Origin of the sequence: Arthrobacter sp. NPDC089319, assembly GCF_040684925.1 — a bacterium.
Classification (GTDB): domain Bacteria; phylum Actinomycetota; class Actinomycetes; order Actinomycetales; family Micrococcaceae; genus Crystallibacter.
On record NZ_JBFBGZ010000003.1, the window covers coordinates 320511 to 332946 of the forward strand.

Genomic DNA, 12436 nt, shown 5'->3' on the forward strand with positions numbered 1-12436 from the left:
GATCAACCACAGCGCCCTGGCCACAGGGGAGGACCAGCGACGGTGGCGCCCTGGTCACAGGGGAGGGCCAACGACGGCGGCGCCCACCCCGCGAAGGGCAGGCGCCGCCGTCGTTGTGGCCGGTTGGAGGTGCTTAGGCAGTGTCCGCCAGAGTGCCTAGATAGAGCTGGATGACCTTCGGATCCTTGAGCAGTTCGCGCCCGGTGCCGGTGTAGGCGTCCTTGCCTTGGTCCAGAACGTAGCCACGGTCGCAGATCTGCAGGCAGCGGCGTGCGTTCTGTTCCACCATGATCACCGAGACACCGGCCCGGTTGATCTCGTGAACCCGCAGGAACGTCTCGTCCTGCTTCACCGGGGAGAGGCCGGCCGAGGGCTCGTCCAGGAGCAGCACCGCCGGGTTCATCATCAGGGCACGGCCCATGGCCACCATCTGGCGTTCACCGCCGGAGAGCGAGCCGGCCCGCTGCGCGCGCCGCTTGGCTAGGTCGGGGAAGATGCCGGCGACAAACTCGAAGCGCTCCTTGAAGTCCCTGGGCCGCTGGAACATGCCCATTTCCATGTTCTCTTCGATGGTCAACGTGGAAAAGACGTTGTTGGTCTGCGGAACAAACCCGATGCCGCGGCTGACGAGCTTATTGGCTTTCAACCCGGTCAGGTCCTGGCCTCGGACCACAACGGTGCCGGAATGCACTTTGACCAAGCCGAACATGGCCTTGAGCAGTGTTGACTTGCCGGCGCCGTTCGGCCCGATAATGCCAATCAATTCACCTTGGCGGGCTTCGATGCTGCAGCCGTTGAGGATGTTGACGCCGGGCAGATAGCCGGCCACCAGGTCCTTCACGACGACCACGGCTTCCCCCGCCGCTGTGTTGGTCGGGCTTGGCTCCACCCGGTGCGCGTTCATGCCTGGTCCTTCCTATTCGGGTCTTGATCGGCTTCGCGGGACTCATCCCGGCTGGAATCGTGCTCGCTGATGTGGCTGCGCAGGACCCCCTCGTCAGCCGTACCCACTACCGACTCCGCGTCCTGGGCAAGTTCCTCGGCCAGCGCTTCGACCCCTTCCGCGTCACCGAGGTCGACGTCGTGGTGGGCACCGAGATAGGCATCAATCACTGCGGGGTCCTTCATGACGACGCCGGGCGGGCCTTCGGCCACGATCCTGCCTTCGGCCATCACCACTACCCAATCGGCGATGTGGCGGACCATATGCATGTCGTGTTCGACGAACAGCACGGTCATGCCCTCGGCCTTGAGATTCTTGACGTGATCGAGGAGGGACTGGGTCAGGGCCGGGTTCACGCCGGCCATCGGCTCGTCGAGCATGACCAGTTTGGGCCGGACCATCAGGGCCCGGGCCATCTCCAGCAGTTTGCGCTGGCCGCCGGACAGCGAGGCTGCGTAGTCGTCGCGTTTGGCATCCAGCTTGAATTTGACCAGCAGGTCCTCGGCCTGTTCGGTAATTTCTTGTTCCCGCGGCCCCCAGATTTTCTTGAAGAGGGCCTTGAACAGGTTCTCGCCGGACTGCTCCGTGGCACCCAGCCGCATGTTTTCAATGACGGTCAGCTTGCCCATGACTTTGGTCAACTGGAACGTCCGGACCATGCCCATCCTGGCCACTTTGTAGGAGGCCACTCCTGCCAGCGAGTGGCCTTCGAAGGACCACTCACCGGACTGCGGGATGTCGAATCCGGTGAGCAGGTTGAACAGGGTCGTCTTGCCGGCTCCGTTTGGCCCGATCAGCGCCGTGATCTGGTGCCGGGGAATCTCCAGATACTCCACGTCCACGGCGTTGACGCCGCCGAATTGGCGCGTGACGTTCTTGGCCACGAGGATGGGATCGCGCTTGCGGCAGCCGGGCCCCGGCTCGTCGGCAGCGATGGGACGTGTGTCGGTCATGTACTCGTTCGGCACGGGTGACTGGTCCGGGGCGGCGGTGCCGCTTCCTCCCGGGATGCGGTCTTGTTCGCTCATGCGAATACCAGCTCTTTCTTGTTGCCCAGCACGCCTTGCGGCCGGAAAATCATCAACAGCATCAGAGCGACGCCGACCAAGATGTACCGCAACTGCCCGGCCTGAGTGGTGGTCAGGAAGGTGATGTAGCCCGCCTCGATGGCCCCGTAGAGCAGCCCTTGGGTCAGCGAGAGCACCACCCAAAAGATCATGGCGCCGACGACCGGGCCGAGAACGGTGGCCATGCCGCCCAGTAGCAAGCACGTCCAGAGGAAGAACGTCAGCTCAGTCTGATAGTTGGCTGGTTGGACCGCTCCGCGGGGGAGTGTGAAGATCATGCCTGCAAAGGTGCCCAACAGGCCGCCGAAAATCAGGGACTGCATCTTGTAAGAGTAGACATTCTTGCCCAAAGACCGCACAGCGTTCTCGTCTTCGCGGATGCCCTTCAGGATCCGGCCCCAGGGGCTGCGCATCAGCAGGAACACCAGCAGACAGCAGAGCGCAACCAAGGTCCAAGCAACCACCCGGATCCAAACGTCCCGCTCGTTCATGCTGGTCAGGCCGAAATTGTAGGTGCCCCGCGGGAACGGGTTCATGGCGTAAAACCCGCCCTCGAACGCGGCCAGGCCGTTGGCGGAACCGGTGATCTCGGTCAGTTCATTGGTGGTGACCACGTAACGGATGATCTCCGCGGCGGCAATCGTGACAATGGCCAAATAATCGGCCCGCAACCGCAGCGTAGGGATGCCCAAGAGCAGCGCAAAAATCACCGATCCTACGACCGCAATCAAGACGCCGACAACGAACGGGACGTCCCACAAGAGGGTGGGGATGGCGAATCCGTAGGCGCCAATGGCCATGAATCCGGCTTGTCCAAAGTTCAGCAGCCCGGTAAAGCCGAAGTGGACTGCCAGACCGAGGGAAGCCAGGGCGTAGGCGGCCGTCGTCGGGCTGACGATCTCGCCGAGTGCGTTGGCGAATATGTTGAGGAAATCCATGGTGTAGCCTCCTAACCCACGCGCTCTCGACGGCCAAGGATGCCCTGTGGCCGGAACAGAAGGACAACGATCATGATCAGCAGAGCGCCTACGTACTTAAGGTCTGCTACGAGCCAGAGCGTCGACAGTTCGACGAAGAGACCAACGAGGACCGAGCCAACCAAGGCTCCGAACACGGTGCCCAGCCCGCCCAGAATGACGCCGGCAAAGACGAGCAGCAGGATCTGCTGGCCCATATTGAAGGTGACACCGGGCCGGTAATAGGCCCAAAGGATGCCGCCCAGTGCCGCCAGTATGCCGCCCACTGTCCACACAATCCTGATGACGCGGTCAACATCGATGCCGGAGGCTGCCGCGAGCGCAGGATTGTCGGCAACGGCGCGGGTAGCCTTGCCCAGACGGGTCTTGAGCAGCAGCATGGCGATCAGGACGATCACCACCAGACTGATAATCAGCGAGAGCAGCGTGTTGCGGCTGATGGAGATGGCACCGAGTTCCAGGATGGGGCTGCTGGCCCCGGGAAGCTGTTGAGTGGCGCCACCGAAATTGAACAAGATCGTATAGCGCACAGCCAGGGCCAGTCCGATGCTGATGATCATCATGGGGATCAGCGCGGTACCGCGGCGCCGCAGCGGCTTCCAGAGCCACGCGTCCTGAACCCAGCCGAAGGCACCGCCGAAGACGACTCCCAGCAGCAGTGCCAACCAGATCGGAAGCCCCGCAACAGAGAAGCCGAACATCACGACTGCCCCGAGCGTGACCATCTCGCCATGGGCGAAGTTGGTCAGGCCGGTGGTGCCGTAGATCAGCGACAAGCCCACCGAAGCCAAAGCCAGCAGCAGACCAAAGCTCAAGCCTGCAATCAGACGCTCGACGAAAATCTCGCCGAAACTGGCGCTCTGGACCACGATGCCTTCGCCAAGCGGAAAGACGGCGGCGGCATTGGAGGTGTTGGTGAAAGTGACTTCCCGCGGATTTGGTGTTCCCTGGGCCAGCTTCACGCCCTCCGGGAAGGTGGAGACGTCCACTTCGACTTGGTAGGTTCCCTGGACCGGAACACCGATAGACCAGGTTCCGTTTTCCCCGGTGGTCGCCTCGCCGCTGAACCCTTCCCCTGTCGCCGTGATCCGTACCCCCGCGACCGGACCGTCGGCGTTTCGCATGACACCGCTGATCTTGTAGCGGGAGGGTTCCGCAGGCGCCGTCGTTGCTCCGGGTGTTGGTGCTGGCGAGGTGGTCGAAGCCAGTGAGGGGGGAGCGGACAGCAAGATCCCCGTGATGATCGCCAACAAGGCGAGTAGCGTCCCCAATGGCCGAATGAGCTTCGGCATCGCTATCAAAATATGAACCTCCACAGTGGGGGTGGTCCGCCGGATCACCGGCAGGCACTGACCAAGTCTGTGACAAGAATCACTGACGTGTCGTTTATGTTACCTGTGGCACAGGGGGTGGGGAGGTTGGTTCTATCGCGATCAGGTAACAACTGTGAAGCAGTTGTTAAGCAAAGGTAAAACGTCGGTGCACCACGGAGCAGCCCTGCTACAGGGAGGGGCAGACTTGCGGGGAGCCCACCCTCACTGGAGGCTAGAGGTACAAGCCGGTGCTGCTGTCCGCTTCCTCCGGCTGGGATACGGCGTGGATGTCGCGTTCGCGGAGCAGGGTGTAGTCGGCAGCATTGACCTCCACCTCCGCGCGGTCTTCCGGATCAAAGAGCACCCGGTCGCCGACCGCGACCTGGCGGACCTGCGGGCCGGCGGCAACGACTTCGGCCCACGCCAGCCGCTTGCCCATCACCGCGGTGGCCGGAATGACGATTCCGGAGGATGAACGGCGCTCGCTGCTGTCCTGGTCCGGTGCCACCAGGATACGGTCATGGAGCATCCGCAGCGGAAGTTTGTCCCGTGCGGAGGAGCGGGGCTTGTTGGAAGGACTGTGCGAAGTCACCGCAGCAGTCTACCCGCAGGCCCGCACGCGGCAGCAGAGGAGGGTGGCAGCAGAGGTGAGCAACGGCGGCGGCAGGGCAGCAGGGCTGAGCGCGCAAGAGTTCATCTACGCGCGATGGAATTTTCTGCCGTGGCGTTCGTTGGGATTGATAGTGTAATCAATAGCTCGCCCCCTGACGATGGAGGACAACAAGATGGCAATCGGAGGAAATCCGGTTTTCAACAACCCAAAGGCATTCCGCGGTTCACCCGCGGGATCTGCCGCAGCCGGTTCGACCGTGCTGGCCGGCCAGACGCAGTTGACCAGCCAGCAGCTGCAGGACCTGTATAACCAGCCGTCCGCCGGTCCGGCCCAGACCGGCCGGATGACGTACGACGACGTCATCATGAAGACGCTGGCTTGCCTGGCCCTGGTGGTCGTTGGCGGTGCCATCGGCTGGATGTACCCGGTCCTGATGATCCCGGGGATGATCGCCGGTTTGGTGCTCGGCCTGGTCAATGCCTTTAAGAAGGAGCCGTCCAAGGGCCTGATCCTGGCCTATGCCTTCGCCGAGGGTCTGTTTGTCGGCGGGCTGTCCATGTTCATTGAGAGCATGTACGCAGGAGTCGCCCCGCAGGCAGTGCTCGGCACCGTGTGTGTCTTCGCCGTTACCTTGGTCCTGTTCAAGAGCGGCAAGGTTCGCGCCACCCCGAAGGCCATGCGCTTCTTCATGATCGCGCTGATCGGCTACGCGCTGTTCTCGCTGGTGAACCTAGGCCTGATGTGGTTCGGCGTGCTGGACAACCAGTGGGGCGTGCGCGGGGTCGAATTTATGGGCATCCCGCTGGGTGTCATCATCGGCCTGTTCGCCATCGGTCTGGCCGCCTTCTCGCTGATCGTTGACTTCACCTCCATCGAGCAAGGCGTCAAGCAGGGCGCGGACCGCAAGTACTCCTGGACGGCGGCCTTCGGTCTGACCGTGACCCTGATCTGGCTGTACGTGGAGATCCTCCGCCTCCTGGCCATCCTGCGCGGCGACGAGTAAATCCGCTAGATCCGCAGTTTCTTCCCAACCGACCCCGGCCCAGTGCCGGGGTCGGTTGTTTCACGGACACCCGGTACCGTAGAAGCCATGACGCGCGAGCGCAGCCAAGCAGCGACCGGAGAACAATTTGAACTGCGGCGCGCCGGATCACGCGCCGTGATCACCGAGCTCGCAGGCGGCCTGCGGCTCTTCGAAAAGCACGGCGTGCAGCTGACCGAGACGTACGATGCAGGTCGCATCCCGCCCTCGGCCTGCGGCATCTTGCTGGCTCCGTGGCCCAATCGGGTGGCCGAGGGCCGGTGGACGCTTGACGGCGCCGTCCAGCAACTGGACATCACGGAGCCGCCCCGAGGCCACGCCATCCACGGGCTGCTCCGCAATACCGGATACCGGCTGGTTGAACGGAGCGAGTCCAGTCTGGTGCTGCGGGCGGAGATCTTCCCACAGCACGGGTACCCCTTCCGGCTCAGCCACAGTGCCGAGTACTCCCTGGACCAGGCCGGCGACCTGACGGTGCGGCAGGAGCTAGTAAACCGGTCCACTGCGGCGGCACCGGTCGCGCTGGGCGCCCATCCGTTCCTGCGCCTGGGAGACGAACCCGCCGACCGGTTGACGCTGACCGTACCCGCGGCACGGTTCTTCCCGGCAGATCCGCAGACCATGATTCCGACGTCGGAATCCCCGGTAGACGGGCAAACCGACCTTCGCCAGGGGGCCCGGCTGGCGGATCTGGCGATGGACCGGGCCTACACCGGGCTGGCCGCCGGCCCCGGCGGACGGGTGGTGACCACCCTGGCCTCGGATAACGGTTCGACGGTCGGGCTGTGGCAGGCAGACGCATTCCAGTACGTGCATATTTTTGTCACGTCAAAGTATCCCGGCAGGGAGTGCGCAGTGGCGGTAGAGCCCATGACTGCTCCGGCAAACAGCCTGAATTCCGGCACCGGGCTGACCTGGCTGCGACCCGGCGGTGCTTTCGGCGGCAGCTGGGGGATTACGGCGCGGCTTCACTGAACACATGTCTGGGTGACAATATGAAACTATTGGCTTTATGAACCGGTCCTTCCCCGAAAACCGTCCCCTGCCGGCGGGACGATCGGCCGGCACCGATGCCCGGCACCACGTTCGAGAGGACGTGCCCTATGCGCTGCGGATCAGCGCGGCGTGGGCGTGGCGGGTGGGCCTGATCCTGGTTGTCGGCGGGCTGTTGGTCTGGCTCCTGAGTTTCGTCTCGCTGCTGGTCATCCCGCTGATGGTCGCGGCGTTGATCACCGCCTTGATTTCACCCGTGGTCCGATTCCTGCGCAAGGCCAAGGTGCCCAAAAGCCTGGCCGTGGCAATCACCATCTTGGGATTCCTCGGGCTGATCGGCGGCGCTCTCTCCCTGGTTGGCCGGCAGCTCTACATCGGCTTCAGCGAGCTGTGGGACCAGGTGCTGCAAGGGATCAGCCAGGTCCAAGGATGGCTGACCGATGGGCCGCTCCGGCTGACCAACGAACAACTCAATTCCTACCTGAACGAAGGCTTGCAGCAGCTGCAGAGCAACAGCAGCGCGATCTTTTCCAGTGCCCTCAGCGTGGGGTCCACCGCCGGGCACCTGTTTACCGGCTTGCTGCTGACCATCTTCGCGCTGATCTTCTTCCTCTACGACGGCGACCGGATCTGGCGTTTCATGGTTGGCCTGCTGCCTAAGAAGGCCCGGGCGGCGAGCAACGGTGCCGGCCGCAAGGGCTGGACCTCCATGGTCCAGTACATCCGGGTCCAAATGTTCGTTGCCTTCGTCGACGCGGTCGGTATTGGCGCCGGCGCGGCCATCATCGGTGTGCCACTGGCGTTGCCGCTCGGCGTTCTGGTATTCCTCGGCTCGTTCATCCCGATCATCGGCGCGCTGGTGACCGGGTTCGTCGCCGTTCTGCTTGCGCTGGTGGCCAACGGCTGGGTCAATGCACTCATCATGCTCGCCATTGTGCTTGGCGTGCAGCAGCTTGAGGGACATGTGCTGCAGCCACTGGTTATGGGCAAGGCCGTGTCGCTGCATCCGTTGGCGGTCGTGCTCGCCGTGGCAGGCGGCTCGATGGTTGCCGGCATCGCCGGCGCACTGTTTGCCGTTCCCCTGCTCGCGATCCTCAATTCCGTTGTCAAATACATTGCCGCCCGGGGATGGGAAACGGACCCGGCACTGGGGGCGCCTCCACCGGTGGAAGAGCCCTACCTGGCTCCTGAACCGGCGCTGGCATCGTCCGGTCCGGGCAACCCGCCAGAGACCTCAGAACAGGAACCCATCCGCCGACGCCGCCTTCAGCTGCGCAGAAAAGAGTCCGAGAAGTGACAGCCACCACCCAACTACCCGTCACCCTTGATGACGTCCAGGCAGCCCGGAAAATCCTTGACGGGGTCATCGCGAAGACGCCGATCGAACAATCCCGCGCGCTGGGCCGGATGGTCGGTTCCGATGTCTTCTTCAAATGCGAGAACCTGCAGCGCGCCGGTTCGTTCAAAGTCCGCGGCGCCTACGTGCGCATGGCGGGACTGACGGACGAGGAGAAGGCACGCGGCGTTGTGGCTGCCTCCGCGGGAAACCACGCCCAGGGCGTGGCGGTGGCTGCGGCCCGGCTGGGCATCAAGGCGCGTATCTTCATGCCGCTGGGTGTGGCCCTGCCCAAGCTGGCGGCCACGCGGGGCCATGGTGCGGAAGTGGTCCTGCACGGCCACAACGTGGACGAAGCACTCGCCGAGGCCGAACGCTATGCGGAAGAAACCGGCGCGGTGTTCGTCCATCCGTTCGACAGCCCGGACATCATCGCCGGCCAAGGGACGCTCGGTCTGGAGATCCTGGAACAGGTCCCCAACGTGGACACCATCGTCATGGGCGTCGGCGGCGGCGGACTGCTGGCCGGAGTTGCCACCGCAGTCAAGGCAAGGGCCAAGGAGCTGGGCCGCGAGATCAAAGTCATCGGGGTGCAGGCGGAAAATGCTGCCGCCTATCCGCCCTCGCTGGCTGCTGACGCGCTGGTGCCGCTGCAGAAGGTGTCCACCATGGCCGACGGTATTGCCGTGGGCCGGCCGGGGCAGCTGCCGTTTTCGATCATCCGGGAACTGGTCGACGACGTGGTCACGGTCAGCGAAGACGCACTGGCGCGGGCGCTGATCTTCCTGATCGAGCGGTCCAAGCTGGTGGTCGAACCCGCCGGCGCCGTCGGCGTGGCCGCGCTGATGGAAGGCGTCATCCCGAATCCTGGCACCACGGCTGTCATCCTCTCCGGCGGAAATATCGATCCCATGCTGATGCTGAAGGTCATCCAGCGGGGTCTGTATGCCTCCGGACGTTTCATGTCCGTCCGAATCATGCTCGATGACCGTCCCGGCTCACTGGCCCAGATCTCGCGGATCATCGCTGAATCGGATGCCAACGTCACCCGCGTGGACCATACGCGGATCGGCGGCTCCATCAGCATGGGCGACGTTGCCATCACCATCGACATCGAGACCAAGGGCCACGAGCACTGCGAACTGGTGCTCGGCAGCCTCCGCGCCGAGGGTTTCCAGCCCGTCGTCGTCCACTGACCAGTGGCCGGCAGCCGTGCATTGCGCCCCGCCCAGGCCTTGGCAGGAGCCGGGGCGTTGGCGTTGCTGCTCTGGGTAGCCTTCCTGGCCAACCTGATCGCCGGCGGCTACTTCAGCCTGCTGCTGGGGATTGCGCCCCGAAGGCTCGATGGGCTCGACGGTGTGCTCTTCGGCCCGCTACTGCACGCCGATACCAGCCACTTGTTGAGCAACACGCTCCCGCTGCTGGTGCTCGGGTTCCTGACGCTGCTGGAAGGGATCCGGCGGTTTACGGTGGTGCTGGCTTGTAGCTGGGTGGCTTCCGGGCTGGGGGTCTGGCTGACGGGTGCAGGGCTGACGATCGGCGCTTCGGGCCTGGTCTTCGGTCTGCTGGCCTACCTGCTGGTTCGCGGCTTCTACAACCGCAGTTGGCGGCAGATCCTGCTGGCCGTGGTCATCTTCATTTTCTACGGCTCGGTACTGTGGGGCGTCTTGCCGACGGCGATGCCTGGCATTTCCTGGCAGGCGCACCTCTTCGGGGCAGTCGGCGGCGTGGTTGCCGCCGTCCTGCTCCGCCGCCGCAGGCCCCGTCTCGGCTGACCGTTCCTGCTCCCACGCAGACCGCCGGCTTGCCGGCCCTCCAAACACTTACGCCACTGACAGACACCGAAGGCGGGTTCCCGCAGGAACCCGCCTTCGGCGTCTGTTTTGTGCTCTCGGTTAGCCGGCGTAAGGGGTGGCCGAGATGATGTCCACCGCGATCTCCTTGCCGTTCGGCGCGGTGTAGGTGACGGACTCGCCGGCCCGCTTGCCGTGAATGGCCGCGCCGAGCGGGGACTTTTCGCTGTACACGTCCAAATCGGTTTCACCGGCAACCTCGCGGCTGCCGAGCAGGAAGCGTTCGGTGTCGCCGGCGACTTTTGCCTCGATGACCATGCCCGGCTCCACGATTCCGTCATCTGCCGGTGCCTCGCCCACGTGGGCGTTCCGCAGCAAATCGGTGAGCTGGCGGATCCGGGCCTCGGCCTTGCCCTGTTCTTCCTTGGCCGCGTGGTAGCCGCCGTTCTCCTTGAGATCCCCCTCGGAACGGGCCTGTTCGATGCGGTCGACGATCTCTGCCCGGCCGGGGCCCGAAAGGTGATCCAGTTCAGCCTTCAGGCGGTCGTAGGCTTCCTGAGTGAGCCAGGCGACAGGTGCGCTGGAAGTGGACACGTAGTTCTCCTTAGTTGCTGCCGGAGCCGCTGGACGCGGACCCGGCACGGTGGCACTTTGCACAAAAGGCCGCCATGCCGGCGGCCACTTGATGCAAAGACCCCGCCATGTTGGTGAATCAGCTTGTTCTGGGATGATCCCAGTTCACCAGTGAGGCGGGGCGGAATGTATTTGCTCAATTGTAGTCAGCCGCCGCCGCTTTTCCCAATAACAAGGTGGTAAAGGGCGTTTTCCCCTCGGTTCCACGGGCAGCCGCACCCGGGGTAGACGGACTGGAGGGGCGTGGCGAGCGACGGCCGCTGCGTCAGTTGTCGGCGTCGGCGGCCCAGCAGCTGTCCACGCCGCCGGAGACGGCCAGGGAATCAGTCCTGAGCTGGACGCGGTGGGCTGTGGTTCCGGCAGCCGTTGCGTCGGCGGGGCCGATCGTGGCCACCTTCCAGCCGACGACGGCGTAGTTGTCGCTCAGGGCCTGGACGGCGCACTGGACGGTGGCCTCCGGATCCTTGGTGACTTGGAAATCCACCGTCATGTGTCCGGCGTCGGCCACGGCGAAGCCGACGTCCTTGCTCTCCACCTGTGGCCCGTCCTGGCCCAGGGCAAAAAAGCCCGCGACGACGACGGCGACTCCGAGGCCGCCGCCGGCCAGCGCAAGTTTGGTGCGGCGGGACAGCGACCGCCGCGGTGTGCCGTAACGGTTGGAAACAGTTAAGCTGGAAGAAGTCTGAGGAGTACGGGGGCCTGCGGTGCTCACGCCCTCAAGTTTATCCTCCCGCCCACGCCAGATTTCCCAGGAGTAGCCACGTGAGCTTTGATGCAGCCCAGCCAGCGCAGAGTGACGGCTTGCGCTTGCTGGCGGTCCACGCCCATCCGGATGACGAATCCAGCAAGGGCGCCGCGTCCATGGCGCGTTACGCCGCCGAGGGCGTCCAAGTGATGGTGGCCACCTGCACCGGCGGTGAACGCGGAGACATCCTCAACGCCGAGGCTGCCGCGGATCCCCAGGCGCACCGGGACCTTGCCGGGATCCGTCGCCGGGAGATGGCACAGGCCGCGGCCGAGCTCGGTATCCAGCAGCGCTGGTTGGGGTTCGCTGATTCCGGTTTGCCGGAGGGGGACCCGCTGCCTCCGCTGCCGTTCGGCAGCTTCGCCACACTGCCGCTGGAGCGGGCCGCAGCCCCTCTGGTCAAACTGGTGCGCGACTTTCGGCCTCATGTTGTGATCAGCTACGACGAGAACGGCGGCTACCCGCACCCGGACCACATCATGGCTCACAAGGTGGCGGTGGAGGCTTACCACGCCGCCGGCGACCCCGAGCGCTACCCGGAGGCGGGCAGCGCCTGGGAGCCGCTGAAGCTCTACTACGACCGTGCCTTCAACCCGGAGCGGTTCCGCGCACTCCACTATGCCTTGGAGGAAGCAGGGCTGCAGTCGCCCTACGCCGCGCGTCTAGCCGCCTGGCTGGAGGCCGACGCCGAAGGCCACCAGCCGCCGATGCCCAACCACCGCACCACCACCCAGATCGATTGCGGCGACTTTTTCCGCCACCGCGACCGGGCGCTGCTCTCGCACCGGACCCAGGTGGAGCCGGCCGGATTCTTCTTCGCCGTCTCGGAGGAGATGCAGCGGACGGTCTGGCCGTGGGAGGACTTCTCGCTGATCCACGCGCGGGTTGAGACCAGCGTGCCCGAAACGGATTTTTTTGCGGGCATAAGATAGTTCCTGCAGCCAACCAGCGCCGGGGCCTCGGGTCCCGGACGCACCCAGA

At 64.5% G+C, this 12436-nt stretch carries 13 protein-coding genes; 6 read left to right on the forward strand and 7 right to left on the reverse strand.

The annotated features are described in order from the left end of the window. Positions 1 to 133 precede the first annotated feature (133 nt). From AB0N75_RS06640 to AB0N75_RS06660, 5 genes are all read right to left on the reverse strand, one after another. Complete coding sequence (locus tag AB0N75_RS06640; RefSeq protein WP_364646894.1) at positions 134 to 904, reverse strand: ABC transporter ATP-binding protein; 771 nt, start codon at positions 902 to 904, stop codon at positions 134 to 136. Next, a complete protein-coding gene (locus tag AB0N75_RS06645; RefSeq protein ID WP_364647056.1) occupies positions 901 to 1896 on the reverse strand; it encodes an ABC transporter ATP-binding protein in 996 nt (331 codons plus the stop codon). Before AB0N75_RS06645 ends, AB0N75_RS06640 begins: the two co-directional genes overlap by 4 nt. Before the next feature lie 71 nt (positions 1897 to 1967). Then, positions 1968 to 2948: a branched-chain amino acid ABC transporter permease gene (locus AB0N75_RS06650; RefSeq protein ID WP_364646897.1), complete on the reverse strand. Its 981-nt coding sequence runs from the start codon at positions 2946 to 2948 to the stop codon at positions 1968 to 1970. An 11-nt stretch (positions 2949 to 2959) separates the two neighbouring features. Then, positions 2960 to 4279: a branched-chain amino acid ABC transporter permease gene (locus AB0N75_RS06655; protein WP_364646900.1), complete on the reverse strand. Its 1320-nt coding sequence runs from the start codon at positions 4277 to 4279 to the stop codon at positions 2960 to 2962. Between the two features lie 253 nt (positions 4280 to 4532). Next, a complete protein-coding gene (locus AB0N75_RS06660; protein ID WP_127512147.1) occupies positions 4533 to 4829 on the reverse strand; it encodes a co-chaperone GroES in 297 nt (98 codons plus the stop codon). 256 nt (positions 4830 to 5085) lie between these two features. Here AB0N75_RS06660 and AB0N75_RS06665 point away from each other — a divergent pair, with 256 nt between their 5' ends. The 5 genes from AB0N75_RS06665 (at position 5086) to AB0N75_RS06685 (ending at position 10059) form a co-directional block, all read left to right on the forward strand. After that, positions 5086 to 5916 (forward strand): Bax inhibitor-1/YccA family protein, encoded by an 831-nt coding sequence (locus AB0N75_RS06665; protein ID WP_364646903.1) that lies wholly within the window; start codon positions 5086 to 5088, stop codon positions 5914 to 5916. Positions 5917 to 6003: 87 nt separating this feature from the next. After that, entirely contained in the window at positions 6004 to 6930 is a 927-nt protein-coding gene (locus AB0N75_RS06670) for an aldose 1-epimerase family protein (RefSeq protein WP_364646906.1), read from the forward strand. A gap of 37 nt (positions 6931 to 6967) precedes the next feature. Beyond that, positions 6968 to 8245 carry an AI-2E family transporter gene (locus AB0N75_RS06675; protein ID WP_364646909.1) on the forward strand — a complete coding sequence of 426 codons (1278 nt, stop codon included), beginning with the start codon at positions 6968 to 6970 and terminating at the stop codon, positions 8243 to 8245. After that, positions 8242 to 9480 (forward strand): threonine ammonia-lyase, encoded by a 1239-nt coding sequence (ilvA, locus tag AB0N75_RS06680; RefSeq protein WP_127511968.1) that lies wholly within the window; start codon positions 8242 to 8244, stop codon positions 9478 to 9480. Before AB0N75_RS06675 ends, ilvA begins: the two co-directional genes overlap by 4 nt. Before the next feature lie 57 nt (positions 9481 to 9537). Then, a complete protein-coding gene (locus tag AB0N75_RS06685; RefSeq protein WP_364646912.1) occupies positions 9538 to 10059 on the forward strand; it encodes a rhomboid family intramembrane serine protease in 522 nt (173 codons plus the stop codon). Between the two features lie 120 nt (positions 10060 to 10179). On the opposite strand, the gene greA is transcribed toward AB0N75_RS06685, so the two are convergent. Both greA and AB0N75_RS06695 read right to left on the reverse strand, forming a co-directional pair. After that, positions 10180 to 10671: a transcription elongation factor GreA gene (greA, locus tag AB0N75_RS06690; protein WP_364646915.1), complete on the reverse strand. Its 492-nt coding sequence runs from the start codon at positions 10669 to 10671 to the stop codon at positions 10180 to 10182. Between the two features lie 304 nt (positions 10672 to 10975). Next, positions 10976 to 11422 (reverse strand): DUF4307 domain-containing protein, encoded by a 447-nt coding sequence (locus AB0N75_RS06695; protein ID WP_364646918.1) that lies wholly within the window; start codon positions 11420 to 11422, stop codon positions 10976 to 10978. A gap of 50 nt (positions 11423 to 11472) precedes the next feature. Between AB0N75_RS06695 and mca the strand changes: the two genes are divergently transcribed. Continuing rightward, positions 11473 to 12387 carry a mycothiol conjugate amidase Mca gene (mca, locus tag AB0N75_RS06700; protein ID WP_364646921.1) on the forward strand — a complete coding sequence of 305 codons (915 nt, stop codon included), beginning with the start codon at positions 11473 to 11475 and terminating at the stop codon, positions 12385 to 12387. Positions 12388 to 12436: the final 49 nt, after the last annotated feature.